35 protein-coding genes are annotated in these 25,454 nt (G+C 41.8%); all 35 read right to left on the bottom strand.

The genetic code is table 11. From position 1 onward, the window contains the following. Positions 1–18: 18 nt before the first annotated feature. Complete coding sequence (gene rpsM, locus LPB68_RS14935; RefSeq protein ID WP_068657400.1) at positions 19–387, bottom strand: 30S ribosomal protein S13; 369 nt, start codon at positions 385–387, stop codon at positions 19–21. Positions 388–406: 19 nt separating this feature from the next. Further along, positions 407–520, bottom strand: coding sequence for a 50S ribosomal protein L36 (rpmJ, locus tag LPB68_RS14930; protein ID WP_026688601.1), 114 nt, complete (start codon positions 518–520; stop codon positions 407–409). 155 nt (positions 521–675) lie between these two features. Next, positions 676–891, bottom strand: coding sequence for a translation initiation factor IF-1 (gene infA, locus LPB68_RS14925; protein ID WP_068537283.1), 216 nt, complete (start codon positions 889–891; stop codon positions 676–678). A gap of 2 nt (positions 892–893) precedes the next feature. Further along, complete coding sequence (locus LPB68_RS14920; RefSeq protein WP_068657398.1) at positions 894–1,202, bottom strand: KOW domain-containing RNA-binding protein; 309 nt, start codon at positions 1,200–1,202, stop codon at positions 894–896. 59 nt (positions 1,203–1,261) lie between these two features. Further along, complete coding sequence (locus LPB68_RS22845) at positions 1,262–1,477, bottom strand: hypothetical protein (protein ID WP_157756181.1); 216 nt, start codon at positions 1,475–1,477, stop codon at positions 1,262–1,264. A gap of 5 nt (positions 1,478–1,482) precedes the next feature. Beyond that, on the bottom strand, positions 1,483–2,127 hold the full coding sequence (locus LPB68_RS14915; protein WP_068657396.1) for an adenylate kinase: 645 nt from the start codon (positions 2,125–2,127) through the stop codon (positions 1,483–1,485). A gap of 75 nt (positions 2,128–2,202) precedes the next feature. Next, on the bottom strand, positions 2,203–3,501 hold the full coding sequence (gene secY, locus LPB68_RS14910) for a preprotein translocase subunit SecY (protein ID WP_068657394.1): 1,299 nt from the start codon (positions 3,499–3,501) through the stop codon (positions 2,203–2,205). Next, positions 3,501–3,941: a 50S ribosomal protein L15 gene (rplO, locus tag LPB68_RS14905; protein WP_068657392.1), complete on the bottom strand. Its 441-nt coding sequence runs from the start codon at positions 3,939–3,941 to the stop codon at positions 3,501–3,503. The genes secY and rplO overlap by 1 nt, the downstream gene beginning before the upstream one ends. Positions 3,942–3,986: 45 nt before the next feature. After that, the gene (gene rpmD / locus LPB68_RS14900) at positions 3,987–4,172 is read right to left on the bottom strand and encodes a 50S ribosomal protein L30 (RefSeq protein ID WP_068657391.1); all 186 of its coding nucleotides are present in this window, start codon (positions 4,170–4,172) and stop codon (positions 3,987–3,989) included. Between the two features lie 12 nt (positions 4,173–4,184). Further along, positions 4,185–4,682 carry a 30S ribosomal protein S5 gene (gene rpsE / locus LPB68_RS14895; RefSeq protein WP_068657389.1) on the bottom strand — a complete coding sequence of 166 codons (498 nt, stop codon included), beginning with the start codon at positions 4,680–4,682 and terminating at the stop codon, positions 4,185–4,187. A 28-nt stretch (positions 4,683–4,710) separates the two neighbouring features. Next, the gene (gene rplR, locus LPB68_RS14890) at positions 4,711–5,079 is read right to left on the bottom strand and encodes a 50S ribosomal protein L18 (protein WP_068657387.1); all 369 of its coding nucleotides are present in this window, start codon (positions 5,077–5,079) and stop codon (positions 4,711–4,713) included. A gap of 83 nt (positions 5,080–5,162) precedes the next feature. Next, on the bottom strand, positions 5,163–5,705 hold the full coding sequence (gene rplF / locus LPB68_RS14885) for a 50S ribosomal protein L6 (RefSeq protein ID WP_068657385.1): 543 nt from the start codon (positions 5,703–5,705) through the stop codon (positions 5,163–5,165). A 33-nt stretch (positions 5,706–5,738) separates the two neighbouring features. After that, the gene (gene rpsH, locus LPB68_RS14880) at positions 5,739–6,137 is read right to left on the bottom strand and encodes a 30S ribosomal protein S8 (protein ID WP_068657383.1); all 399 of its coding nucleotides are present in this window, start codon (positions 6,135–6,137) and stop codon (positions 5,739–5,741) included. A 31-nt stretch (positions 6,138–6,168) separates the two neighbouring features. Beyond that, entirely contained in the window at positions 6,169–6,354 is a 186-nt protein-coding gene (locus LPB68_RS14875) for a type Z 30S ribosomal protein S14 (RefSeq protein ID WP_068591169.1), read from the bottom strand. Positions 6,355–6,400: 46 nt separating this feature from the next. Next, complete coding sequence (rplE, locus tag LPB68_RS14870) at positions 6,401–6,943, bottom strand: 50S ribosomal protein L5 (protein ID WP_068657381.1); 543 nt, start codon at positions 6,941–6,943, stop codon at positions 6,401–6,403. 32 nt (positions 6,944–6,975) lie between these two features. Next, positions 6,976–7,329, bottom strand: a complete 354-nt coding sequence (gene rplX, locus LPB68_RS14865; RefSeq protein ID WP_082865684.1) for a 50S ribosomal protein L24 — start codon at positions 7,327–7,329, stop codon at positions 6,976–6,978. Positions 7,330–7,382: 53 nt separating this feature from the next. Further along, a complete protein-coding gene (gene rplN, locus LPB68_RS14860) occupies positions 7,383–7,751 on the bottom strand; it encodes a 50S ribosomal protein L14 (protein ID WP_068657379.1) in 369 nt (122 codons plus the stop codon). Between the two features lie 37 nt (positions 7,752–7,788). Next, positions 7,789–8,055 carry a 30S ribosomal protein S17 gene (gene rpsQ, locus LPB68_RS14855; protein WP_068657377.1) on the bottom strand — a complete coding sequence of 89 codons (267 nt, stop codon included), beginning with the start codon at positions 8,053–8,055 and terminating at the stop codon, positions 7,789–7,791. Positions 8,056–8,099: 44 nt separating this feature from the next. After that, complete coding sequence (gene rpmC / locus LPB68_RS14850) at positions 8,100–8,297, bottom strand: 50S ribosomal protein L29 (protein WP_068657375.1); 198 nt, start codon at positions 8,295–8,297, stop codon at positions 8,100–8,102. After that, on the bottom strand, positions 8,287–8,721 hold the full coding sequence (gene rplP, locus LPB68_RS14845; RefSeq protein ID WP_068657373.1) for a 50S ribosomal protein L16: 435 nt from the start codon (positions 8,719–8,721) through the stop codon (positions 8,287–8,289). The genes rpmC and rplP overlap by 11 nt, the downstream gene beginning before the upstream one ends. Before the next feature lie 2 nt (positions 8,722–8,723). Then, positions 8,724–9,392 (bottom strand): 30S ribosomal protein S3, encoded by a 669-nt coding sequence (gene rpsC / locus LPB68_RS14840; protein WP_068657371.1) that lies wholly within the window; start codon positions 9,390–9,392, stop codon positions 8,724–8,726. Between the two features lie 13 nt (positions 9,393–9,405). After that, complete coding sequence (gene rplV / locus LPB68_RS14835) at positions 9,406–9,738, bottom strand: 50S ribosomal protein L22 (protein WP_068537318.1); 333 nt, start codon at positions 9,736–9,738, stop codon at positions 9,406–9,408. A 35-nt stretch (positions 9,739–9,773) separates the two neighbouring features. Then, on the bottom strand, positions 9,774–10,052 hold the full coding sequence (gene rpsS, locus LPB68_RS14830) for a 30S ribosomal protein S19 (RefSeq protein ID WP_068657369.1): 279 nt from the start codon (positions 10,050–10,052) through the stop codon (positions 9,774–9,776). A gap of 69 nt (positions 10,053–10,121) precedes the next feature. Next, on the bottom strand, positions 10,122–10,952 hold the full coding sequence (gene rplB / locus LPB68_RS14825; protein ID WP_068657367.1) for a 50S ribosomal protein L2: 831 nt from the start codon (positions 10,950–10,952) through the stop codon (positions 10,122–10,124). 30 nt (positions 10,953–10,982) lie between these two features. Next, complete coding sequence (gene rplW, locus LPB68_RS14820; RefSeq protein WP_068657366.1) at positions 10,983–11,276, bottom strand: 50S ribosomal protein L23; 294 nt, start codon at positions 11,274–11,276, stop codon at positions 10,983–10,985. Beyond that, positions 11,276–11,899 carry a 50S ribosomal protein L4 gene (gene rplD, locus LPB68_RS14815; protein WP_068657364.1) on the bottom strand — a complete coding sequence of 208 codons (624 nt, stop codon included), beginning with the start codon at positions 11,897–11,899 and terminating at the stop codon, positions 11,276–11,278. Before rplD ends, rplW begins: the two co-directional genes overlap by 1 nt. 25 nt (positions 11,900–11,924) lie before the next feature. Next, the gene (gene rplC / locus LPB68_RS14810) at positions 11,925–12,548 is read right to left on the bottom strand and encodes a 50S ribosomal protein L3 (RefSeq protein ID WP_068657362.1); all 624 of its coding nucleotides are present in this window, start codon (positions 12,546–12,548) and stop codon (positions 11,925–11,927) included. A gap of 46 nt (positions 12,549–12,594) precedes the next feature. Continuing rightward, on the bottom strand, positions 12,595–12,903 hold the full coding sequence (gene rpsJ / locus LPB68_RS14805; RefSeq protein WP_068657360.1) for a 30S ribosomal protein S10: 309 nt from the start codon (positions 12,901–12,903) through the stop codon (positions 12,595–12,597). Between the two features lie 301 nt (positions 12,904–13,204). Then, positions 13,205–14,395, bottom strand: a complete 1,191-nt coding sequence (gene tuf, locus LPB68_RS14800; RefSeq protein WP_068657358.1) for an elongation factor Tu — start codon at positions 14,393–14,395, stop codon at positions 13,205–13,207. Between the two features lie 93 nt (positions 14,396–14,488). Then, positions 14,489–16,567 (bottom strand): elongation factor G, encoded by a 2,079-nt coding sequence (gene fusA / locus LPB68_RS14795; protein ID WP_068657356.1) that lies wholly within the window; start codon positions 16,565–16,567, stop codon positions 14,489–14,491. A gap of 43 nt (positions 16,568–16,610) precedes the next feature. Then, positions 16,611–17,081: a 30S ribosomal protein S7 gene (rpsG, locus tag LPB68_RS14790; RefSeq protein ID WP_068657355.1), complete on the bottom strand. Its 471-nt coding sequence runs from the start codon at positions 17,079–17,081 to the stop codon at positions 16,611–16,613. A 45-nt stretch (positions 17,082–17,126) separates the two neighbouring features. After that, positions 17,127–17,546: a 30S ribosomal protein S12 gene (rpsL, locus tag LPB68_RS14785; RefSeq protein ID WP_068657353.1), complete on the bottom strand. Its 420-nt coding sequence runs from the start codon at positions 17,544–17,546 to the stop codon at positions 17,127–17,129. 142 nt (positions 17,547–17,688) lie between these two features. Beyond that, positions 17,689–17,940: a ribosomal L7Ae/L30e/S12e/Gadd45 family protein gene (locus LPB68_RS14780; protein WP_068657351.1), complete on the bottom strand. Its 252-nt coding sequence runs from the start codon at positions 17,938–17,940 to the stop codon at positions 17,689–17,691. Between the two features lie 164 nt (positions 17,941–18,104). Further along, complete coding sequence (rpoC, locus tag LPB68_RS14775; RefSeq protein ID WP_068657349.1) at positions 18,105–21,722, bottom strand: DNA-directed RNA polymerase subunit beta'; 3,618 nt, start codon at positions 21,720–21,722, stop codon at positions 18,105–18,107. A gap of 86 nt (positions 21,723–21,808) precedes the next feature. After that, complete coding sequence (gene rpoB / locus LPB68_RS14770) at positions 21,809–25,354, bottom strand: DNA-directed RNA polymerase subunit beta (RefSeq protein ID WP_068657347.1); 3,546 nt, start codon at positions 25,352–25,354, stop codon at positions 21,809–21,811. Positions 25,355–25,454 lie beyond the last annotated feature (100 nt).

The following is a 25,454-nucleotide window of genomic DNA, read 5'->3' as shown; positions in this document are numbered from 1 at the left end:
GTCTTTTATCCCCCCTTATTATTTCTTCTTATTCGCTACCGTACGACGAGGGCCTTTCCGTGTACGTGCATTCGTCTTAGTACGTTGTCCGCGAACCGGCAACCCACGGCGATGACGCACACCACGATAGCAACCAATCTCAACGAGACGTTTAATATTTAAGGAAATTTCACGACGAAGGTCACCTTCAACTTTAACCGTTTTGTCGATCGTTTCACGCAATTTGCTCACTTCATCTTCAGTTAAATCTCTTACGCGAGTATCTGAACTAATGCCTGTATCTTTTAGGATTTTCTGGGAAGTCGTTTTACCGATTCCGAAAATATAAGTTAAGGCGATCTCAACGCGCTTATCACGTGGTAAATCCACACCAGCTATACGAGCCATTTTACGCTACACCCCCTTCTTAACCTTGTTTTTGTTTATGTTTCGGATTTTCACAAATCACCATTACAGTCCCTTTACGACGAATGACTTTGCATTTTTCGCACATGGGTTTTACAGAAGGTCTTACCTTCATGAGAATTACCTCCCTAAAGTTTTGCGAAGCAAAACTAACTTCGTAAGGATTAGCTCAGTTTTGCAAAGCAAAACTGACTTAGACACTATTTAAGAACTAGATCTGTTATGCCAGGCAGAACAGAATATAGCCTAATTCTATATTACACTAATTTACTATTTACGGTACGTTATACGACCTTTGGTTAAATCATAAGGTGATAACTGTACGACCACTTTGTCTCCTGTCAGAATACGAATGAAATGCATCCGTAGCTTTCCTGAAACATGACCTAATATTTGATGACCGTTCTCAAGTTCAACCTTAAATGTTGCGTTAGGTAACAATTCAAGAACTGTACCTTCTACTTCAATGACATCTTCTTTAGCCACAATTAGTCTCCTTTCTCTTCAGCATTTGTTTCGGTAGATTGTCTGAACTTCATCACTGCGTAACGTAGCTTTCCGTTCGTCACCCGACCGTTTTCCATTAAACTATTTGCAACCTCACTGCTAATGTACGTTTGGGTTTCCAAATGAATTAGATTCTTCTTCTTCGCTTGGTCAAACTTACGTTTATCCCCATCCGCAATATAGACGAATTTGTTATCGGCATGGGAGAGGACTACCGCTACCTGTCCGGTATCCTTACCTCTTAATATTTTCACAATTTGACCAATATGAGGTACGGATTGGTTATTCAATGACCATCACCAACCACTTCAGTTATTTTGTGAAATGCCAAGATATTGCGTTCTAATACCTAGCATAACAATGTGGTTTCGTTTAATTTGCGTTTCGCGGAGGATCCAGAGACTAGGACCGAAGTGCAACTGCTAGTGAGAATACTAATGTAGCCATTGATGGATGACACTAATGTTTCACTGCGAAAGTACTGGTCAACATGTTGGCTAATTGCTGCAACAGGTCCTGCTTCATTGATAAGCCCAAGTTCTAGATCGGACCCACTAATGATCATTACAACTAACCTCGCAAAATTGCTACGATATCTTTAGAGACCGTATCAATTTCTTTTTCACCATCGATCTGACGCAATAAACCTTTTTGTTCATAAAAATCTAGGAGTGGTGCAGTCTTGTTAATATATTCGTCAAGACGTTTACCGACACTCTCTTCATTATCATCAGAGCGTTGGTATAATTCTCCTCCGTCAATATCACATACACCTTCCTGTTTAGGTGGGTTAAAGATCACATGATATGTGGCTCCACAGTTCTTACAGATCCGACGTCCAGTTAAACGCGCCAACAATTTATTGCGATCAACTTTCAGATTAATGACATGATCCAATTGTGTATTCAATTCTGAAAGTATTCCCTCAAGCGCTTCCGCTTGCGAAAGGGTTCTTGGAAAACCATCCAGTAAGAAACCTTTTTCGCAATCGGACTGCTGAAGACGTTCTCCCACAATCCCAATCGTTACATCATCTGGTACCAGTAAGCCTTGATCCATATATTCTTTGGCCTTAATTCCAATGGGAGTTCCTTGCTTTATCGCTAGACGAAATGCATCGCCTGTAGATATGTGGGGAATACCAAATTCATTAATAATAGCCGCTGCTTGAGTACCTTTACCTGCCCCAGGAGGTCCCATGAAAAGAATGTTCAAGATTATCACTCCTTCAAAGAATTCCTATTGCAAGATCTAAAGTCACCGGGAAGCTCTTCAACTTCGCCGGATCCTTTATTTATTTATAAATCCCTTGTAATGACGTTTGATCAATTGACTTTCAATTTGCTTCATGGTATCCAGTGCTACACCAATTACGATTAGTAATGCTGTACCCCCGATTTGAACCGATTTAGGCAATCCAGCCAATGAACCCAAGAAGATCGGTATTAATGATATGACAGCGAGGAATATAGCACCAGTCATTGTCAAACGTGACAATACTCTAGTTAAATATTTCTCAGTACCTTTCCCTGGACGTATCCCTGGAATATATCCACCGTTTTTCTTCATGTTGTCAGCCATTTGTTGAGGATTCATCTGTACAAATGTATAGAAGAATGTGAATCCAATAATCATAATAACATAGAGTACCATACCTAATGGTTTATCTTGACTTAAGTTTTGAATAACCCAGTCAGCCCATCTTTGTGTGGACCAGAAGTTAGCAATGATAACTGGAAATTGAAGCAATGAAATAGCGAAGATTACCGGAATAACACCTGAAGCATTAATCTTAAGCGGTATGTGTGTATTCTGTCCGCCATACATTTTGTTACCCACGACACGTTTTGCATATTGCACTGGAATCTTTCGAATCGCTTGTTGAATGTAAATAATACCTACAACAATCAGTACAATGACAAGAGCGAGGATGATTGTTTTTAAAGAATTCATAAACACTTGATTTTCCTGAATAAAGGAAGACTGAGCTGTTGTACGAATATAAGTTGGTATATTGGCTACGATACCCGCAAAAATCAGAATCGAAATCCCGTTACCAATCCCTTTTTCCGTAATTTGCTCTCCTAACCACATTAGGAAGGCAGTACCAGCGGTCAACACAATTGCAATCAGTAAATACTTCGTGAATGTAGCATTTGGTATCATTTCAGTACCGTACATACGGTTAAATCCGATTGACATCGCAAATGCTTGAATAATCCCTAAAATAATCGTACCATATCGTGTTAATTGTGCAGATTTCTTCTTACCGTGTTCACCTTGTTTGGCCCACTCGGAAAGTTTAGGAATAACATCCATTGAAAGTAATTGCACAATGATGGATGCAGTAATATAAGGCGTGATCCCTAGAGCGAATATCGAGAACTGCATAAGAGCGCCACCAGAGAACGTATTGAGTAGACCGAACAAGTCAGCTCCAGCACTATCCGCAGCAGTCAAAACACTTTTATCAACACCCGGTACCGGTACGAAAGTACCGATACGGTAGATAAACAATACGAACAATGTGAACAAAATTCTTTTACGTAAGTCCTCAATATGCCAAATATTCTTAATCGTCTTAATCATTAGATCACCTCGGTTTTACCGCCGGCAGCCTCGATTTTCTCTACCGCAGATTGAGAAAACTTATTCGCTTTGACAGTCAGCTTAACAGTAACTTCGCCGTTGCCAAGAATCTTGATTCCGCTTTTAGCATTTTTCACGATTCCATTTTCGAACAAAAATTCAGGTGTTACTTCTGTATCTGCTGCAAAGTTGTTAAGATCTTCTGTGTTGATGATCGCATATTCTTTACGCGTAGGATTTACAAATCCACGTTTAGGCAAGCGACGATACAACGGGTTTTGTCCACCTTCAAATCCGGGGCGAACTCCACCGCCGGAACGAGAATTTTGACCTTTATGACCACGGCCAGATGTTTTACCCGTACCACTACTTGGTCCGCGTCCGACACGTTTACGTTCTTTGCGGGAACCAGGGGCTGAGGAAAGCTCATGTAATTTCATCGTTCGTTGCACCTCCTTAATTATTTTTGATTAATCTTCTGTAGATTAATCTTGAATTTCAGTAACGGATACTAAATGGGACACTTTATTGATCATTCCGCGAATCGCGGGATTGTCGTTTTGAACAACTATGCTGTTGATTTTTTTCAAACCAAGTGTTTTAACAGTCGCACGTTGATCTTCTGGACGACCAATTAAGCTACGGACGAGGGTAATTTGAAGTTTTGTCATGACGTTCCCTCCTTAACCGAGCAATTCTTCGACGGATTTGCCGCGTAATTTCGCAACATCCTCAGCGCGTTTTAGACGGGAAAGTCCCTCTAAAGTTGCGTTGACCATATTCATGGAGTTCGAAGAACCCAGAGATTTTGTCAAGATGTCACCTACACCAGCAAGTTCAAGTACAGCACGTACAGGACCGCCAGCGATTACTCCAGTACCTTCAGATGCTGGTTTCAACAATACTCTACCAGCTCCGTAGTGACCTGTAACTAGGTGAGGAATAGAAGTTCCAACAAGTGGAACGTGAATTAGATTTTTCTTAGCATCTTCAATACCTTTGCGAATCGCATCAGGTACTTCGCCTGCTTTACCGATACCGGCGCCAACATAACCTTTGCCATCGCCGACAACTACTAACGCGCTGAAGCTAAAACGGCGTCCGCCTTTTACAACTTTTGCTACGCGGTTAATATTTACAACTCTTTCAGTCAGTTCTAAAGTATTCGGATCTACACGCAAGTCGTTAACCTCCTTTTTTAAAAATATCTTAGAATTCTAAGCCAGCTTCGCGAGCTGCATCAGCTAGTGCTTGAATCCGTCCATGATATAAGTAACCTCCGCGGTCAAATACAACCGAAGCATGGCCTTTATCTTTAGCACGCTTTGCAACTAGTTCTCCAACTTTGCGAGCGGATTCTACGTTAGCTCCATTGGTAATTCCTTCACTCAATTCTTTATCAAGCGTAGACGCTGATACTAATGTAACACCAGCAACGTCATCGATCAATTGAGCATAGATATGTTTGGAAGAACGGAAAACGTTGAGACGAGGACGTTCAGCTGTTCCAGTAATTCTCTTACGAACACGAAGATGTCTACGCACACGCGCTTTGTTCTTATCTTGTTTTGTAATCATAAATTCCTTTTCACTCCCTTCAGTTTGCCATCAAAGCCTCACTTTAAGACGCAAACGGTAAATCACTAATAAGAAAAAATACCTTATTTTTTCTTACCAGCTTTACCTTCCTTACGGATAATGCGTTCACCTTCGTACTTAATACCTTTACCTTTATAAGGCTCAGGAGGACGTACACCACGGATCTGAGCAGCATAAGCACCCACGCGCTCTTTATCGATTCCTTTAACAAGAATCTTTGTGTTCACAGGTACTTCAAATTCAATACCTGACTCTGGTGTTATTTCTACTGGGTGAGAATATCCTACGTTCAATACGATTTTATCTCCGGATTTGCTTGCACGATATCCGACCCCAACCAATTCTAGAGATTTAGTGAACCCTTCAGTTACACCACTAACCATATTGAAGACAACGCTGCGTGTCGTGCCGTGTAGGGAACGATGCATTTTGTTGTCAGATGGACGTTCAACAAGAATTTCATTATTTTCTACTGTAATCTTCATATCTTTATGAAGTTCACGAGTCAAAGTTCCTTTAGGTCCTTTTACTGTGATTACAGAATTATCTACAGTGATATCTACACCACTTGGTACAGTAATTGGCTTGCGACCAATACGAGACATATATGTTGCACCTCCTTGTCTTGTGACATTATATTACCAAACGTAACAGATAACTTCTCCGCCAGCTTTGGATTGACGAGCTTCTTTGTCGGTCATAATTCCTTTTGAAGTAGAAATGATCGCAATACCTAAACCGCCGAGAACACGAGGAACTTCGTTACTCTTCGTGTATACGCGAAGGCCTGGTTTACTGATTCTCTTCAAACCGGTAATAACACGTTCGTTATTTTGTCCATATTTCAAGAAAATACGGATAATCCCTTGTTTGTTATCAGCGACAACTTCTGCATCACGAATGAATCCCTCACGCTTAAGAATATCAGCGATTTGTTTCTTCATTGTTGAAGCAGGCATTTCTACCGTTTCGTGACGTACTGTATTAGCATTACGAATACGAGTTAGCATATCTGCAATTGGATCAGACATAGTCATGTGTGTAAACCTCCTTCCCGTTATGGACTTCTTACCAGCTTGCTTTTTTCACGCCAGGAATCTGACCTGCATGAGCTAATTCACGGAAACAAATTCTGCAAATTTTGAACTTCTGCAGTACTGAATGTGGTCGACCGCAACGTTCACATCTTGTATATCCACGCACCTTAAACTTAGGTGTACGTTGTTGTTTTACTATCATCGACGTTTTTGCCACTTAGACTGACACCTCCTATAATTTTCGGAGAAATGGATTCGCGAAACTATTTCGCAAAAGGCATTCCCATTTGAGTGAGAAGCTCGCGGGATTCTTCATCAGTTTTAGCTGTCGTTACAATAACGATATCCATACCACGAACCTTATCGATCTTATCATATTCAATTTCAGGGAAGATCAATTGCTCTTTAAGTCCAAGTGTGTAATTACCCCGTCCATCAAATGCTTTGCTTGAAACACCGTGGAAATCACGAACACGTGCTAGAGTAATGTTGAATAATTTATCCAAGAAATAATACATGCGTTCACCGCGAAGTGTTACTTTAACCCCGATCGGCATATTCTCACGTAATTTAAATCCAGCGATAGATTTCTTAGATTTAGTAATGATTGGCTTTTGACCAGAAATCAACTGCATATCATTAACAGCGGCATCAAGAACTTTAGAGTTAGAAACAGCCTCACCAACACCCATGTTGATAACAACCTTCTCAATCTTAGGAACTTGCATAACTGTTGTATAGTTAAACTTCTGTATCAAAGCAGGTGTTATTTCGTTTAAGTAACGGTCTTTTAATCTTACTGCCATGAATTACAATCCTCCTTTCTTCACTATTCCTATTAGTCAATAACTTCTCCGGATTTTTTCGCTACGCGAACTTTTTTTCCGTTATCCAATACTTTGTATCCGATACGAGTTACTTTTCCGCTCTTTGGATCGATATGCATCACGTTAGAAACGTGAATTGCTGCTTCTTGTTCAATGATACCACCTTGAGGGTTTGATTGATTTGGCTTTTGGTGTTTCTTCATCATGTTCACACCTTCAACCAAGACGCGATTCTGACGAGGATAAGCTGCAATTACGCGGCCCTTCTTTCCTTTGTCTTTCCCGCTAATCACCATCACTGTATCATCTTTCTTGACATGCAGCTTATGATTATATGATTCTAGAACTTTTTTCACTTTTGGCATTTATTACACCTCCTGCGGCTTGCTATATGTTGCAAGTTAAAGGTTATTTTGAATTAGATAACTTCTGGAGCCAAGGAAACAATCTTCATGAAATCTCTGTCGCGAAGTTCACGAGCAACAGGTCCAAAAATACGAGTTCCACGTGGGCTCTTATCATCTTTAACTACCACTGCTGCATTCTCATCAAACGTAATGTAAGATCCATCTTTACGGCGTGTAGTACGTTTTGTACGAACAACAACCGCTTTAACGACATCACCTTTTTTGACAACGCCGCCTGGTGTTGCTTGTTTGACAGCACATACGATCAAATCTCCAATTGCAGCTGTACGACGACCTGTTCCTCCTAAAACTCGGATACACATCAATTCCTTCGCTCCGGAGTTATCGGCTACATGCAAACGTGTAAATGTTTGAATCATTTATATTTCCTCCTTTCGAAAAAAAGGTTCAAGAGGCTCAGACAATAATCGCTTTTTCTACGATTTCGACCAATCTCCAGCATTTATCTTTAGATAACGGACGGGTTTCCATGATTTTCACAATATCCCCGATTTTTGCAGTGTTGTTCTCATCATGCGCTTTAAATTTCTTAGTATATTTAATGCGCTTGTGATACAAGTTATGCTTTTTGTGGGTTTCTATAGCGACAACAATTGTTTTATCCATTTTGTCACTAACGACTTTACCGAATTGTACTTTCCGTGCATTGCGTTCTTCGCTCATTGTAATCCTCCTTCCTGAATATAGACAAGGTTAGTCCGATTCAATTAACTAATTCCAAGTAATCTTTCATGGATAATAGTTTTAGCACGAGCTATTTCCTTACGAACATCACGTATCCGAGTCGGGTTGTCAAGCTGACCAGTAGCCAGTTGAAAACGGAGATTAAAGAGTTCTTCTTTAAAACCAGATATCTTTTGTTCTATTTCAGCAGAGGTTAGGTTGCGCAATTCATTAGCTTTCATTTGCTTCACCACCCACTTCTTCACGTTTCACAAACTTCGTTTTAATTGGTAGTTTATGAGCAGCAAGGCGCATCGCTTCACGAGCGATATCTTCCGGCACACCACCAAGTTCAAACATAATCTTGCCAGGTTTAACTACTGCTACCCATTTTTCCACGTTACCTTTACCACTACCCATACGTACTTCTAGAGGCTTCTGTGTGATTGGCTTATCCGGGAAAATTTTAATCCATACTTTACCGCCACGTTTGATGTAACGCGTCATAGCAATACGCGCTGCTTCGATCTGACGGTTGGTAATCCATGATGGTTCAAGAGCTACCAAACCGAATTCTCCGAAGTTCAATTCAGTTCCGCCTTTAGCTTGACCTCTCATGTGTCCGCGTTGTTGTTTGCGGTGTTTTACACGTTTTGGTACCAACATGATTAGTTGCCTCCTTCCTGCACAGCTTGTTGTTTCTTAGCCGTTGGAAGTACCTCTCCACGATAGATCCATACTTTTACTCCGATAAGACCGAAAGTAGTAGCAGCTTCTGCAGTACCATAGTCAATATCAGCACGAAGCGTATGAAGTGGAACAGTTCCTTCGCTGTAGCCTTCTGAACGAGCAATCTCAGCACCGCCAAGACGTCCGCCTACTTGAGTTTTAATCCCCTTAGCACCAGAGCGCATAGTTCTTTGCATAGCTTGTTTCAAAGCACGACGGAATGAAACACGACGTTCCAATTGTTGTGCAATGCTTTCCGCAACGAGAATAGCATCTAGCTCAGGGTGTTTGATTTCTGAAATGTTAATGTGAACTTTTTTACCAGCAGAAATTTTAGTAATTTGTGTACGAAGTACTTCTACTTCAGCACCACCCTTACCGATTACCATTCCTGGTTTAGCTGTATGAATAGTAACGTTCACACGACCAGCTGCACGCTCAATTTCAATGTGTGATACAGCTGAATCTTTTAATTTATTTTTAACGTATTCGCGAATTTTAATGTCTTCGATTAAAAGAGTACCAAACTCTTTACCGGCAAACCATTTAGATTCCCAATCACGAATAATGCCTACACGTAGTCCTATTGGATTTACTTTTTGGCCCACTCGTTATCCCTCCTTATTTCTCAGATACCACCAAAGAAATGTGGCTAGTACGCTTATTGATCTTGCTAGCGCGTCCCATCGCACGAGGACGGAAACGTTTCATCGTCGGTCCTTGGTTGACATAAACTTCACTAACAAACAACTTGTTAACATCTAGTGAATAGTTGTGTTCAGCATTTGCGATCGCTGAGTTCAACAACTTTTCCACAACCGGGGAAGCGGCTTTCGGAGTGTGGCGAAGAATTGCGATTGCAGCGCCAACTTCTTTTCCACGAATCAAGTCAATTACTAATTGAACTTTACGGGAAGAAATCCGAATAGATTTAGCATGTGCTTTTGCTTCCATTGTGTTACCTCCTCTCAGACAAAGAGCTTAAAATATTATCTTCTTGTTTTCTTATCGTCATCTGTATGACTTCTGTAGGTACGAGTTGGAGCGAACTCTCCCAATTTGTGTCCTACCATATCTTCAGTTACGTATACTGGAACGTGTTTACGTCCATCATACACGCCGAATGTATGTCCGATGAACTGTGGAAAAATAGTGGAACGACGTGACCAAGTCTTAATAACGCCTTTTTTAGCCGAATCATCCATAACTTCTACTTTTTTCAACAAGTAACCATCAACAAAAGGTCCCTTTTTTAAACTTCGACTCATATGTGAATCCTCCCTTCATCAAATCTTCTCGTTACTTTCGGCACTTCACATTGTTATGCACAAAGTGCATTATTTTGTGCGGCGACGAACGATATATTTGTCAGAAGCTTTACCTTTTTTACGTGTCTTGTAACCAAGAGTAGGTTTACCCCAAGGAGACAATGGTGATTTACGACCAATTGGAGCGCGACCTTCACCACCACCGTGTGGGTGATCGTTAGGGTTCATGACTACCCCGCGTACTTCTGGACGTTGTCCTTTCCAACGGTTACGTCCTGCTTTACCAATCTTGATAAGTTCATGGTCAGCGTTACCCACAGAACCGATTGTAGCACGACAAACTTTAAGGATATGACGAACTTCACCAGAAGATAAACGTACTGTTACGTACTTCTCTTCTTTACCAAGAAGTTGAGCTTCAGTACCAGCAGCGCGTACTAACTGTGCACCTTTACCTGGTTGTAATTCGATGTTGTGGATAACTGTACCTACTGGAATGTTTTCCAACGGAAGTGCATTACCAATTTTGATATCAGAAGAAGGTCCTGATTCAATTACATCTCCAACTTTTAGACCTTGAGGAGCGATAATGTAGCGTTTCTCTCCGTCTGCATAATGGATCAGTGCAATATTGGATGTACGGTTTGGATCATATTCGATCGTAGCAACGTTACCTGGTATTCCATCTTTCAATCGTTTGAAGTCAATAATACGGTATTTACGCTTATGTCCGCCGCCGTGGTGACGCACAGTGATTTTACCTTGGTTATTGCGGCCCGCTGTTTTGCTCAGGGGAGCCAACAAAGATTTCTCCGGTTGGTTTGTTGTAATTTCTTCAAACGTGGACACAGACATGTGTCTTCTAGCCGGGGATGTCGGTTTATACTTTTTAATGGGCACTGAATTTCCCTCCTTACTTTAGCAATTTTACTATTCTACTGATTCAAAAAATTCTAGCGGTTTGCTATCTTTGCTAAGCGTTACTATAGCCTTTTTCCATTCGGATGTATATCCAGAATATTTACCATAACGTTTAGGTTTTTGCGGAACACGCATTGTATTAACATTTGTTACTTTGACTTTGAAAATAGCTTCAATAGCTTGTTTGATCTCTGTTTTATTCGCACGGAGTTCAACTTCAAAGGCATATTTCAAATCGCTCATATATTCGGCCGTACGTTCCGTAATCACGGGACGCTTGATCACATCGCGAGGATCTTTCATTATGCGAACACCTCCTCTACCTTCTGGACTGCTTCCTTCGTAATGATCAACTTGTCATACAACAGTACGTCAAGGACATTAATGCCGTCCGCTGCTACAAATTTCACACCCGGAATGTTACGAGCAGACAATGCTACTGTATCATCATAAGCCGGTGTTACGATAAGCGCTTTACGATCAACTTTCAAGTTACTCAAAATTGCTGCAAATTCTTTCGTTTTTGGCGAATTCAATGTCAATGCATCCAACACGATGATATCGTTACCGATCACTTTGGAAGACAAAGCAGATTTAATCGCTAAACGGCGAACCTTCTTAGGCAATTTGAAAGTATAACTGCGTGGTGTTGGTCCAAAAACTACACCGCCGCCCTTCCATTGTGGTGAACGAATCGAACCTTGACGAGCACGACCTGTACCCTTTTGTTTCCAAGGTTTACGTCCGCCGCCTCGTACTTCAGACCGTCCTTTAACTTTGTGAGTACCACGACGTAAAGAAGCTCTTTGTAGCAAGACAGCTTGATTCATAACATGTACGTTCGGTTCAATACCGAATACAGTGTCACTCAATTCAACTTCTCCCACTTCACTTCCACCGACATTAAAGAGTACTACCTTTGGCATTGTTGTTCCTCCTTTCTATTGGTGATTATTTCTTCACCGTTTCTTTGATTTTCACATAGCTGTTTCTAGGGCCCGGAACTGCGCCTTTGACTAGTAGAACATTACGTTCCACATCAACTTTAATAACTTCAAGTCTTTGTACAGTAATCGTAGTGTGACCCATATGTCCTGCTAGGTGTTTACCTTTTGGTACACGGTTAGCTTGGATAGAACCCATGGAACCCGGTCTACGATGGTAACGAGAACCGTGAGACATTGGTCCGCGACTTTGTCCCCAACGCTTGATAACACCTTGGAAACCTTTACCTTTAGAAGTACCTGTTACGTCAACAAATTCACCTTCAGTGAATACATCAGCTTTCAATTCTTGACCCACTTCAACACTTGTGGAGTCAATCCCGCGAATTTCGCGAACGTAGCGCTTAGGCGCAGTGTTTGCCTTTTTCGCATGACCTATTTCAGGTTTGATCGCGTTTCTTTCTTTTTTATCGGAAAAGCCTAGTTGAACTGCTATATAGCCATCGTTCTCTAGATCTTTCTTTTGTAAAACAACACAAGGTCCTGCTTCAATTACCGTTACAGGAATTACATTACCTTCTGCTGTAAATACTTGAGTCATTCCGAGTTTTTTTCCTAAGATACCTTTCATGTTGACACCTCTTTTCCTTTCAAAGTTCCGTACTAGTCAATCAATATTACAATTTAATTTCAATATCTACACCGGACGGCAGGTCCAAGCGCATTAGGGCATCCACAGTTTGTGGAGTCGGGTTCACAATGTCGATCAAACGCTTATGAGTGCGTTGTTCGAACTGTTCCCGCGAATCCTTGTACTTGTGTACCGCACGGAGAATGGTAATGATTTGTTTCTCAGTTGGAAGTGGAATCGGCCCGGATACACTAGCACCCGAACGTTTTGCAGTTTCAACAATCTTCTCAGCGGATTGATCAAGAACTCTGTGATCATAAGCCTTCAAACGAATACGAATTTTTTGCTTTGCCATTTTAGTCCCTCCTTCTATCGCCCAATTTGGTATCGGACATACTCCGCGAAAATTTTCTAACCACCGCTCCATGGCAAAGGGGCCTGGTGTGTCAGTAACCTCTCACTTCATCGCAACGTCTCAGAACAACATTTATAATTATATATAATAGTCAGATATAATGCAAGCATTAAATCAAAACTGCCTAAATAAATTAAGGGTCTTATCCTTGGAGGACAAGACCCTCAATCTCTTTGCGTTCACATCACACTGTTGCTCGTTACAGTACACTGTTACATATGTTTAAGACCGAAGCCTATTCTTATTTAGAGATTGTTGCAACGGCACCCGCACCAACAGTACGTCCGCCTTCACGAATGGAGAATTTAGTACCTTCTTCAATCGCGATTGGGTTGATCAATGTAACAGTTACAGTGATGTTATCACCAGGCATTACCATTTCAGTACCTTCTGGTAATGAGATAACGCCAGTTACGTCAGTTGTACGGAAGTAGAACTGTGGACGATATCCAGTGAAGAAAGGTTTATGACGTCCGCCTTCTTCTTTAGTCAACACATAGATTTGTGCAGAAAATTCTGTGTGTGGTTTAACAGTACCTGGCTTAGCAAGTACTTGACCGCGCTCAATTTGTGTACGATCAACACCACGAAGCAATGCCCCGATGTTGTCACCTGCTTGAGCGGAATCTAGCAATTTGCGGAACATTTCTACACCAGTTACAACAGATTTCTTGGACTCTTCATGAATACCGATGATTTCAATTTCTTCACCGACTTTAACAGTACCACGTTCTACACGACCTGTAGCAACGGTACCACGTCCAGTGATTGAGAATACATCTTCAACAGGCATCAAGAAAGGTTTGTCAGTATCACGAACTGGGTCTGGCACATAAGTATCGATCGTTTCGAACATTTCAACAATCTTCTTAGCCCATTCTCCTTCTGGATTAGCCAATGCTTCACGAGCTGATCCTTGGAAGATTGGAGTGTCGTCGCCTGGGAAGTCATATTCGCTCAATAGGTCACGAACTTCCATTTCAACCAATTCAAGAAGTTCAGCATCTTCAACAACGTCACATTTATTTAGGAATACAACGATGTAAGGAACACCTACTTGACGAGACAATAGGATGTGCTCACGAGTCTGTGGCATAGGGCCGTCAGCTGCGGATACAACCAGGATCGCTCCGTCCATTTGTGCAGCACCAGTGATCATGTTTTTAACATAGTCGGCGTGACCTGGGCAGTCAACGTGTGCATAATGACGGTTAGGAGTTTCATACTCAACGTGAGCCGTAGAGATTGTGATACCACGTTCGCGCTCTTCTGGAGCTTTATCGATTTGATCGAATGCTACAGCAGCACCCCCGTAAGTTTTGGACAATACAGTTGTAATTGCTGCAGTAAGCGTCGTTTTACCATGATCGACGTGACCAATAGTACCGATATTTACGTGTGTTTTATTGCGTTCAAATTTAGCCTTTGCCATTTTAAACACTTCCTCCTTTAATATATAAATTGTTTATGTTCATACAGTTAAGAGTTGAGCGATTGCTCACTCCCTTCTATATGGAAACTTTAATTACTCTTCACCTTTATGCTTCGAAACAATTTCCTCAGCAATGTTCTTCGGAACTTCTTCATAATGAGAAAGTTCCATTGAGAACACACCGCGTCCTTGCGTACCAGAGCGAAGTGTTGTCGAGTATCCGAACATTTCGGAAAGAGGTACCTTAGCACGAATAACTTGAGCTCCTGCACGGGAATCCATACCTTCAATCCGTCCACGACGGGAATTCAGCAGACCCATAACATCACCCATATATTCTTCAGGAACAGTTACTTCAACTTTCATGATTGGCTCAAGAAGAACTGGCTTACACTTATCTTTAGCAGCTTTCAGTGCAAGAGAACCAGCTACCTTAAATGCCATTTCATTGGAATCGACATCATGGTAAGAACCATCGACGATAGTTGCTTTAACATCAACAAGCGGGAAGCCTGCAATGACACCATTCTTCATTCCTTCTTCAATCCCTGCAAGTGCTGGAGCGATATATTCTCTAGGAACAGATCCACCGACAACCTTGCTTTCGAAAGTATTACCAGTTCCTGCTTCAAGTGGTTCAAATTCAACCCATACATGACCGTATTGACCACGGCCCCCAGATTGACGTACGAACTTACCTTCTACACGAGCTGGAGTACGGAATGTTTCACGATAAGCAACCTGTGGTTTACCCACATTAGTTTCCACTTTGAATTCACGACGCATACGGTCAATGATGATATCAAGGTGAAGTTCGCCCATACCTGCCAGAATTGTTTGACCAGTCTCTTCATCTGTATGAGCACGTAGAGTAGGGTCTTCTTCAGTAAGTTTACCGAGAGCAACACCCATTTTATCTTGGTCAGCTTTGGTTTTTGGTTCAACAGCAATGGAGATAACAGGTTCCGGGAAATTCATAGACTCAAGAATTACCGGATGTTTCTCATCACAAAGTGTATCACCTGTACTTGTATCCTTCAACCCAACAGCTGAAGCGATATCTCCGCAGTAAACTTCAGAGATTTCTTGACGGCTGTTAGCATGCATTTGTAGGATACGTCCGATCCGTTCGCGTTTACCTTTCGTTGCATTCAATACATAAGAGCCGGATTGCAATACACCGGAATATACACGGAAGAACGTAAGTTTACCCACGTAAGGGTCAGTCATAATTTTAAACGCAAGTGCTGAGAAAGGTTCTTTGTCATCAGAATGACGAACTGTTTCTGTACCATCATCCAAATGACCAACGATCGCAGGAACATCTGTTGGAGCAGGAAGATAATCAACAACAGCATCCATCATTAATTGAACTCCCTTGTTGCGATAAGAAGATCCACAGATAACTGGGAAAATCTTAGTTTCCACAACACCTTTACGAAGAGCAGCTTTAATTTCTGGAATTGTGATTTCTTCACCTTCAAGATACTTCATTGTCAAAACTTCGTCTAATTCAGCAACTTTTTCAATTAGTTCAGCACGAAGTTCTTCAACTTTAGCTTTGAATTCTTCTGGAATCTCAACCACTTCAATATTTTGACCCAAATCATCTTTGTACATATGAGCTTTTTGCTCAACAAGGTCAATAATACCCGTGAAATCACTCTCAGCACCAATCGGTAGCTGAATCGCTACAGCATTCGCACGAAGACGATCACGCATAGTTTCAATAACATTCAAGAAATCAGCGCCAATAATATCCATCTTGTTAACATAGGCAATACGAGGCACGCCATACTTATCAGCTTGTCTCCATACTGTCTCGGACTGAGGTTCTACGCCCTCTTTCGCACTAAACACACCTACTGCCCCATCTAATACACGAAGGGACCGTTCAACTTCAACAGTGAAGTCAACGTGTCCCGGGGTATCAATGATATTAACGCGGTGCCCTTTCCAAGAAGCAGTTGTAGCAGCGGAAGTAATTGTAATTCCGCGCTCTTGTTCTTGCTCCATCCAGTCCATAGTCGCAGCACCTTCGTGAACTTCACCGATTTTGTGCGTTATTCCTGTGTAGAACAAGATCCGCTCCGTGGTAGTTGTTTTACCAGCGTCAATATGAGCCATGATCCCAATATTACGTGTATTATTTAAGGAGAACTCTCTTGCCATGAAAATAGTCTCCCTTCAAATACAAATTATTTTTAAATTAATCCTACCAACGGTAGTGAGCAAACACTTTGTTCGCTTCTGCCATTTTGTGTGTATCTTCGCGCTTCTTAACAGAAGCTCCTGTGTTGTTGGAAGCATCAATAATTTCAGCTGCCAAACGTTCTTCCATAGTCTTCTCTCCGCGGTTGCGGGAGTAGTTAACGAGCCAACGAAGACCTAAAGCTGTACGTCTTTCAGGTTTCACTTCTAGTGGTACCTGGTAGGTTGAACCCCCTACACGACGTGCTTTAACTTCTAGAACTGGCATAATGTTCTTGATTGCTGCTTCAAATACTTCCATCGGATCTTTCTCCGTACGTTCTTGAATAAGCTTGAACGCATTATATAGAATAGTTGCAGCAGTCCCTCTTTTACCATCTAACATGATACGGTTGATCAAACGTGTAACCAGCTTGCTGTTATACAACGGATCTGGCAATACGTCTCTTTTAGTAACTGGACCCTTGCGTGGCATGGATATCCCCCTTTCTCAAATCATTGAATCTTTATCGATTCACTATTATTTTTTCGCTTTCGGACGTTTCGTACCATACTTGGAACGAGCTTGCATCCGATTATTGACCCCTGCAGTATCAAGCGCACCGCGAACGATGTGATAACGTACTCCTGCAAGGTCCTTTACTTTCCCACCACGAACCAATACGACACTGTGCTCTTGCAAGTTGTGTCCGATTCCTGGGATATAAGCAGTCACCTCTATGCGATTCGTCAAACGAACACGGGCATATTTACGAAGTGCGGAGTTCGGTTTACGTGGAGTCATAGTACCTACACGAGTACAAACACCACGTTTTTGTGGAGAACTCAATCCAGTCTCTTCACGCTTCAAAGCGTTAAACCCCTTTTGCAAAGCTGGAGACTTAGATTTGTAAATCTTGGATTGGCGTCCTTTACGAACTAGTTGATTAATTGTTGGCATGTTGTTGCCACCCCCTTCCCCATAATAATGTCTCTCTACACCCTCATCCCAAGTCCACAGACCCAGGTGATTCATAAAAAGACAAATGAAAAGTTTTTGCCGAAAGAATGTGGTTCTTCCTGAACAAAAACGTCTCTTATAACTATTGTTTAATGACGGCAGCCATTGCTGCACCCACTTCAATGCTGCATGCTTCGCCCAATTCAGTCATGGTATCCACATACGTTATGTTCACACCATGCTTTTCGCATAGCGCTACAATCTTTGAAATAAGCCGGTGATCCGCATCTGATGCCACATAGACTTCTGTAGCTTGGCCCAATTCCACAGCTCTTGTGGTTTGTTTGGTTCCAATTCGAACATGAACATCCTGCAATCCTTTATCATTAGACATCTTTTACGATTCCTCCAAAAGAACAGGCATAACATAACGACTCATGCACCTATGATATATTAGCATTCCATATCTTTGATGTCAAGAAGTTTCTTATTACTCTTGTTCATTATAGTTGGTTTGTGAAGTCATGTTATTCACATGACTTCACTGGCCTACTATGTTTAATCTATTGTAACTGCTTCTACTACTTCTTCTAGTACTTTGTTCTGTAATTCTGGATCAGCATAAGTCACACTACGATAACGATTCATACCTGTACCCGCAGGTATTAGCTTACCGATGATGACATTTTCTTTCAATCCGAGAAGCTTATCAACTTTACCTTTGATTGCGGCATCCGTCAATACGCGAGTTGTCTCTTGGAAAGATGCTGCTGACAAGAATGAGTCAGTCTCTAGAGATGCCTTAGTGATACCTAGTAGAACTGGCTTAGCAACCGCTGGTTCTTTACCAGATAGAATAGCAACTTTGTTAGCTGCTTCGTATTCATGAATATCTGAGAATGCACCTGGAAGAAGTGTCGTTTCACCCGCATCAACAATGCGAATCTTCCGAAGCATTTGTTTGATCATAACTTCAACGTGCTTATCGTTAATTTCAACACCTTGGTTACGATATACGCGTTGTACTTCTTGCAAGATGTAGTTCTGTACGCCACGAATACCTTTGATGCGTAAAATTTCTTTCGGGTCAATCGAACCATCCGTTAATTCGTCACCAGCTTCGATCTCTTGTCCTTCACTAACGCGAAGACGAGATCCATAAGTAACAAGATATGTTTTGGTTTCAGCTTCACCTTGGATTTCAATTTCACGACGATCTTTGGTTTCCCGAATTTCTTTAACAACCCCATCAATTTCACTGATCGTTGCTTGCCCTTTCGGGTTACGTGCTTCAAATAGTTCTTGAATACGCGGCAAACCTTGTGTAATATCATCACCCGCGACACCACCGGTATGGAACGTACGCATTGTAAGCTGAGTTCCTGGTTCACCAATGGATTGCGCTGCGATAATACCAACCGCTTCACCAATCTCAACATGCTTACCAGTAGCTAGATTACGTCCGTAACAAGTTTTACATACACCGTGACGCGCGCGGCAACTAAGAACAGAACGAATTTGAAGTTTTTCAACGCCTGCATCGATGATCGCACTCGCTTTATCAGAATCGATGAGGTCATTTCGGTTTACGATGATCTCACCAGTCTCTGGATGACGAACGGTTTCGAAGCAATAACGTCCTTCAATACGGTCATATAGATCCTCAATAACTTCTTTACCATCTTGAATCTTAGTAACCGTAAATCCTTTATCTGTTCCACAATCTTCTTCGCGTACAATAACATCTTGTGCAACGTCAACAAGGCGACGTGTAAGATACCCTGAATCGGCAGTACGTAATGCTGTATCGGCAAGACCTTTACGCGCACCGTGGGTAGATAGGAAGTACTCTAAGACAGTCAATCCTTCACGGAAGTTCGATTTAATAGGAAGTTCGATAATTCGTCCTGATGGGTTGGCCATCAGACCACGCATACCACCCAACTGAGTAATCTGCGATTTATTACCACGTGCTTTAGAATCAACCATCATCATAATATTGTTATATCGATCCATCGATTTCATAAGAACTTCTGTAAGTTCATCTTTCGTCTTGGACCAAATATCGATAACTCGATCATATCTTTCTTCGTTAGTAATCAAACCTCGACGGTATTGATTTGTAACGACACTAACTTTAGCGTCTGATTCTTTAAGAATTCCAACCTTTTCTTCAGGAACGATAACGTCAGATACCGCAACAGTAATACCCGCACGAGTAGAGTACGTAAACCCAAGTTGCTTAATATCATCTAGAATAACAGAAGTTTCTGTTGTATGGTACGTCTCGAAACAACGTGCAATAATTTGTCCGAGATATTCCTTACCAACAGCGCCACTAATGGGCAGTTCTTGTATTTTCTCACGAATATCCGCACCTTTATCATACACAAAGTATCTTTCAGGTGTCCCGTTGATCAAATTCTCACGAGTTGCTTCATTAATGTACGGGAAGCTGCTCGGATAGATTTCATTAAAGATAATTTTACCGATCGTTGTAAGCAACATGGCATTTTGTTGTTTCTCTGTAAAGTTAGTTTTACCCAATGCTTTAGCAGGGATCGCAACACGAGCATGTAGACCCGCTGCTCCACGTTGATATGCAGACACCGCTTCGTTCACATTTCTCAGAATCATTCCTGTCCCTTTTTCCTCTTTGTTATCCATTGTGAGGTAGAAAGTTCCAAGAACCATATCTTGAGAAGGTGTTACAACTGGCTTACCGTCTTTCGGATTCAGTATGTTACCAGATGCTAACATAAGAATACGTGCCTCTGCTTGAGCTTCAGCAGACAATGGAACGTGAACAGCCATTTGGTCACCATCGAAGTCGGCATTATAAGCCGTACATACTAGTGGATGAAGTCGGATTGCATGACCTTCTACAAGGATCGGTTCAAACGCTTGGATACCCAAACGGTGAAGCGTAGGAGCACGGTTTAGCAATACCGGATGCTCTTTTATAACTTCTTCAAGGACATCCCATACTTCAGGGCTTACGCGTTCAACTTTACGCTTAGCACTCTTAATATTATGAGCAAGACCTTTATTGACCAATTCCTTCATTACGAAAGGTTTGAACAATTCTAATGCCATCTTCTTAGGAAGACCACATTGATACATTTTCAGATATGGACCAACAACGATAACCGAACGACCTGAATAGTCAACGCGTTTACCTAATAAGTTTTGACGGAAACGTCCTTGCTTACCTTTAAGCATATGGCTCAAAGATTTCAACGGACGATTACCAGGACCCGTTACTGGACGTCCACGACGACCATTATCGATAAGAGCATCAACAGCTTCTTGAAGCATACGCTTTTCATTCTGAACGATAATGTCCGGCGCTCCAAGATCCAGTAGACGTTTCAAACGATTGTTACGGTTGATTACACGACGGTATAAATCATTGAGATCAGACGTTGCGAAACGTCCACCATCCAACTGTACCATCGGACGAAGTTCAGGAGGGATAACTGGTAGAACATCCATAATCATCCACTCAGGTTTGTTCCCAGAATTACGGAATGCTTCAATGACTTCAAGGCGCTTAATCGCACGATTACGGCGTTGACCTTGAGCAGTACGCAATTCCTCTCTTAGAAACTCTAGTTCTTTTTCAACATCAATATCTTGAAGAAGTCTTTTAACAGCTTCCGCACCCATGCCTGCATGGAATCCGTAACCATATTTTTCACGATAGCTACGATACTCTTTTTCAGACAAGAGCTGTTTTTTCTCCAAAGGAGTTTCGCCAGGGTCTGTTACAACATATGATGCAAAATAAATGATCTCTTCAAGTGATCTTGGAGACATATCAAGAGCAAGACCCATCCGGCTTGGAATTCCTTTGAAATACCAGATATGAGATACAGGGGCAGCTAGTTCAATGTGTCCCATACGCTCACGACGGACCTTCGCACGAGTAACTTCGACACCACAGCGATCACATACAACGCCCTTATAACGGACACGCTTATATTTACCACAGTGACATTCCCAGTCTTTCGTTGGTCCAAAAATTTTCTCGCAGAACAGACCTTCTTTTTCCGGTTTAAGCGTACGATAGTTAATCGTTTCCGGCTTTTTAACTTCTCCGCGGGACCATGATCGAATCTTCTCTGGAGAAGCGAGCCCGATTTTCATGTATTCAAAATTGTTAACGTCCAACAAGGAGCAACCCTCCTTAATCTAGTACAAATTTATTAGTTAACGCGAGTCGGGCAGTAAGGCAAGCCTAACCGCCGATCACGTGTCTCTTATTCCAAACCTACTTCTGCACCCTCTAAGTTAAGACTCAACTTATCACCTGAAACTTCATCTTCGTCATCGAGTTCTTTCATCTCGATTTCTTGTTCGTCGCCACTAAGAATCTTAACATCCATACCTAGGGATTGAAGTTCTTTAATCAGAACCTTGAATGATTCTGGAACACCCGGTTCTGGAACATTTTCACCTTTAACGATAGATTCATACGTCTTCACCCGACCCACTACATCATCGGATTTAACTGTTAAGATTTCTTGCAGTGTATAAGCAGCACCATAAGCTTCCAATGCCCAAACTTCCATTTCCCCGAAGCGTTGACCACCGAACTGAGCTTTACCACCCAGTGGTTGTTGTGTAACGAGAGAGTAAGGACCTGTGGAACGAGCATGGATTTTATCATCAACCATATGTGCAAGTTTGATCATATGCATAACACCAACGGTAACTTCTCGTTCGAACATATCACCAGTTCGTCCATCATACAATCTTGTCTTACCATTACGTTGCATACCTGCCTCTTCCATCGCGTCGAATACATCATTCTCATCAGCACCATCAAATACTGGTGTTGCCACATGGATACCAAGGAGCATCGCTGCCATACCTATGTGCACTTCAAGTAATTGACCGACGTTCATACGTGATGGTACCCCTAGTGGATTTAGACAAACTTGTACTGGAGTTCCATCCGGAAGGAACGGCATATCTTCTTCAGGCAAGATGCGGGCTACGACCCCTTTATTACCATGGCGCCCAGCCATCTTATCGCCCTCGGAAATTTTACGTTTCTGCGCTATATAAACACGAACCATTTGATTAACACCCGGTGGCAACTCATCACCGTTCTCACGAGTAAATACCTTAACATCGACGATAATACCGTCACTACCATGCGGTACACGTAGAGAGGTATCACGCACCTCACGAGCTTTTTCACCAAAGATAGCATGCAGCAAGCGTTCTTCTGCTGTTAGCTCCGTTACACCTTTCGGTGTTACTTTACCAACTAGGATGTCACCAGCGCTGATCTCAGCACCAATTCGAATAATTCCGCGTTCATCCAGATTACGAAGTGCATCTTCACCTACATTAGGAATATCACGTGTGATTTCTTCAGGTCCAAGCTTCGTATCACGTGCTTCAGATTCATATTCTTCAATATGGATCGAAGTGTATACATCCTCTTTAACCATCTTCTCACTTAGAAGGATAGCATCCTCATAGTTGTAACCTTCCCAAGTCATGAAAGCAACGACTACGTTACGTCCAAGAGCAAGTTCGCCCATTTCAGTAGATGGTCCATCTGCAAGGATATCTCCTGCTTTCACAACATCTCCTCTTTTAACGATTGGACGTTGATTAATACAAGTTCCTTGGTTTGAACGCATAAATTTGTGTAACTTATGCTTCACGATATCGCCCTTCACTTCATTGCCGTCTACCATCTCTACACGACGTAACCAAATTTCATTGGCTGAAGATCGTTCGATAATACCGTCATATTTGGATACAATACATACACCAGAGTCTTTAGCAGACTTATGTTCCATCCCTGTTCCTACTAATGGAGCTTTAGGAATAAGAAGTGGCACAGCTTGGCGTTGCATGTTAGATCCCATTAGCGCACGGTTGGAGTCATCATTCTCTAGGAATGGAATTAACGCCGTTGCTACGGATACTACTTGTTTAGGTGATACATCCATGTAATCTACACGATCACTTGGCATAGAAAGAATATTATCTGCTTGTTTGTTATAACGAACGATAACGATGTCATCACGGAACTTACCTTCTTCTGTTAATACAGAGTTCGCTTGAGCAACAATATAGTTATATTCTTCATCAGCAGTAAGATAATCAATATGTTCTGTTACAATTCCTGTCTTCGGATCTACCCAACGATATGGCGCTTCAATAAATCCATATTCATTCACACGAGCAAATGTAGACAAGGAGTTAATCAACCCGATGTTCGGTCCTTCTGGTGTCTCGATTGGGCACATCCGGCCATAATGACTTGGATGGACGTCACGAACTTCAAATCCAGCGCGTTCACGAGTCAAACCACCAGGTCCTAAAGCGGATAGACGGCGTTTGTGCGTCAATTCACCAAGCGGATTGGTTTGATCCATAAATTGCGACAACTGTGAACTACCAAAGAACTCCTTAATAGATGCAATTACAGGTCGAATATTAATCAACGCTTGCGGTGTAATAACGTTCGCATCCTGAATAGACATTCTTTCACGAACAACACGTTCCATTCTCGAAAGACCTATCCGGAATTGATTCTGTAGCAATTCACCAACAGAACGTAAACGACGGTTACCCAAGTGGTCAATATCATCCGTACTACCTACACCTTGAAGCAAGTTAAGGAAGTAGCTGATGGATGAAATGATATCCGCAGGTGTAATATTTTTAACTAATTTATCAATATTGGCATTACCAATCACTTTGATAACTTTGCCTTCTTCATTATGAGAATATACTTCGATGCTTTGAAGTGAAACTTCTCCTGCATCAAGTGCGCCATTAGCCACATGATATGTCTTAAGACCAACACCATTCTCTAAATAAGGAAGCAATGTATCCAACAATCGGCGATCCACGATTTGACCAGATTCAGCCAGAATTTCTCCTGTCTCTGGATCAACTAGATTCTGAGCCAATTTTTGTTCAAACAAGCGATTCTTAATGTGTAATTTTTTATTAATTTTGTAACGACCTACATTTGCTAGATCATAACGTTTTGGATCAAAGAAACGTGCAATTAACAAACTCTTTGCATTGTCCAAAGTAGGAGGTTCACCTGGACGAAGACGCTCATAAATCTCTATGAGTGCTTTTTCAGTTGAGTCCGTGTTATCTTTATCCAACGTATTACGGATATATTCATCATCACCCAGCAAATCAAGAATTTCAGCATCGCTACCAAAGCCTAGTGCGCGAAGCAATACAGTTACTGGTATTTTACGAGTACGGTCAATACGGACATACATAATGTCCTTCGCATCCGTTTCCAGTTCAAGCCATGCTCCACGGTTAGGAATCACAGTTGCTGTGTAATTCTTCTTACCATTTTTGTCGATTTTGGTGCTAAAATAGACGCTAGGAGAGCGAACCAACTGGCTGACAATTACCCGTTCTGCACCGTTAATAATAAATGTACCGGTCTCCGTCATCAATGGGAAATCTCCCATGAACACTTCCTGCTCTTTGACTTCTCCCGTTTCTCTGTTAATGAGTCTAACTTTAACGCGTAATGGCGCCGCATACGTAACGTCACGCTCTTTGGCATCATCTACATTATACTTAGGCTCACCAAGACTGTAGTCAATAAACTCCAGAACCAAATTACCTGTGAAATCTTGGATCGGCGAAATATCGTGAAACATCTCCCGTAATCCTTCCTCCAAAAACCAATCATACGATTTCTGCTGGATTTCGATCAGGTTCGGAATTTCGAGTACTTCGTTAATTCGTGCATAACTTCGCCGAGTGCGTCGACCATACTGAACAAGATGTCCTGCCAACTTTAACTCACCCCTCATGTCTACTCACTTTAAAAATACATTGCGAACCTCTGTTTGGACATTTATAATGGAACCATACAGAAGCCACTCCCACAAATAA

The organism is Paenibacillus crassostreae, from assembly GCF_001857945.1.
GTDB lineage: Bacteria > Bacillota > Bacilli > Paenibacillales > Paenibacillaceae > Paenibacillus_AQ > Paenibacillus_AQ crassostreae.
The sequence above is the reverse complement of the archived record's forward strand: the minus strand, read 5'-3'. Positions and strand labels throughout refer to the sequence as shown.

Bases quoted from the DNA above. Each gene is read 5' to 3' on its own strand.
- rpsG (WP_068657355.1), bottom strand. From the start codon at position 17,081: ATGCCACGCAAGGGTCCAGTTACTAAAAGAGACGTATTGCCAGATCCG.
- rpsM (WP_068657400.1), bottom strand. From the start codon at position 387: ATGGCTCGTATAGCTGGTGTGGATTTACCACGTGATAAGCGCGTTGAG.
- rplW (WP_068657366.1), bottom strand. From the start codon at position 11,276: ATGAAAGATCCTCGCGATGTGATCAAGCGTCCCGTGATTACGGAACGT.
- rplR (WP_068657387.1), bottom strand. From the start codon at position 5,079: ATGATTACAAAACAAGATAAGAACAAAGCGCGTGTGCGTAGACATCTT.
- rpmD (WP_068657391.1), bottom strand. From the start codon at position 4,172: ATGACAAAACTTCAAATTACCCTCGTCCGTAGCTTAATTGGTCGTCCA.
- secY (WP_068657394.1), bottom strand. From the start codon at position 3,501: ATGATTAAGACGATTAAGAATATTTGGCATATTGAGGACTTACGTAAA.
- rpmC (WP_068657375.1), bottom strand. From the start codon at position 8,297: ATGAAAGCTAATGAATTGCGCAACCTAACCTCTGCTGAAATAGAACAA.
- LPB68_RS22845 (WP_157756181.1), bottom strand. From the start codon at position 1,477: ATGATCATTAGTGGGTCCGATCTAGAACTTGGGCTTATCAATGAAGCA.
- fusA (WP_068657356.1), bottom strand. From the start codon at position 16,567: ATGGCAAGAGAGTTCTCCTTAAATAATACACGTAATATTGGGATCATG.
- rpsS (WP_068657369.1), bottom strand. From the start codon at position 10,052: ATGAGTCGAAGTTTAAAAAAGGGACCTTTTGTTGATGGTTACTTGTTG.
- rplC (WP_068657362.1), bottom strand. From the start codon at position 12,548: ATGAAAGGTATCTTAGGAAAAAAACTCGGAATGACTCAAGTATTTACA.
- rplV (WP_068537318.1), bottom strand. From the start codon at position 9,738: ATGGAAGCAAAAGCACATGCTAAATCTATTCGGATTTCTTCCCGTAAA.
- tuf (WP_068657358.1), bottom strand. From the start codon at position 14,395: ATGGCAAAGGCTAAATTTGAACGCAATAAAACACACGTAAATATCGGT.
- rpsJ (WP_068657360.1), bottom strand. From the start codon at position 12,903: ATGGCAAAGCAAAAAATTCGTATTCGTTTGAAGGCTTATGATCACAGA.
- rplF (WP_068657385.1), bottom strand. From the start codon at position 5,705: ATGTCTCGTATTGGTCGCAAGCCAATTACTGTACCAAGTGGTGTAGAT.
- rplP (WP_068657373.1), bottom strand. From the start codon at position 8,721: ATGTTGGTACCAAAACGTGTAAAACACCGCAAACAACAACGCGGACAC.
- rpsH (WP_068657383.1), bottom strand. From the start codon at position 6,137: ATGACTATGTCTGATCCAATTGCAGATATGCTAACTCGTATTCGTAAT.
- rplD (WP_068657364.1), bottom strand. From the start codon at position 11,899: ATGCCAAAGGTAGTACTCTTTAATGTCGGTGGAAGTGAAGTGGGAGAA.
- rplX (WP_082865684.1), bottom strand. From the start codon at position 7,329: ATGCCAAAAGTGAAAAAAGTTCTAGAATCATATAATCATAAGCTGCAT.
- rplE (WP_068657381.1), bottom strand. From the start codon at position 6,943: ATGGCAGTAAGATTAAAAGACCGTTACTTAAACGAAATAACACCTGCT.
- rplO (WP_068657392.1), bottom strand. From the start codon at position 3,941: ATGAAATTACATGAGCTTTCCTCAGCCCCTGGTTCCCGCAAAGAACGT.
- LPB68_RS14780 (WP_068657351.1), bottom strand. From the start codon at position 17,940: ATGTCTAATGATAAAGGATTGCAGGATGTTCATGTTCGAATTGGAACC.
- rpsQ (WP_068657377.1), bottom strand. From the start codon at position 8,055: ATGAGCGAAGAACGCAATGCACGGAAAGTACAATTCGGTAAAGTCGTT.
- rpmJ (WP_026688601.1), bottom strand. From the start codon at position 520: ATGAAGGTAAGACCTTCTGTAAAACCCATGTGCGAAAAATGCAAAGTC.
- rplN (WP_068657379.1), bottom strand. From the start codon at position 7,751: ATGATTCAAACATTTACACGTTTGCATGTAGCCGATAACTCCGGAGCG.
- rpsL (WP_068657353.1), bottom strand. From the start codon at position 17,546: ATGCCAACAATTAATCAACTAGTTCGTAAAGGACGCCAATCCAAGATT.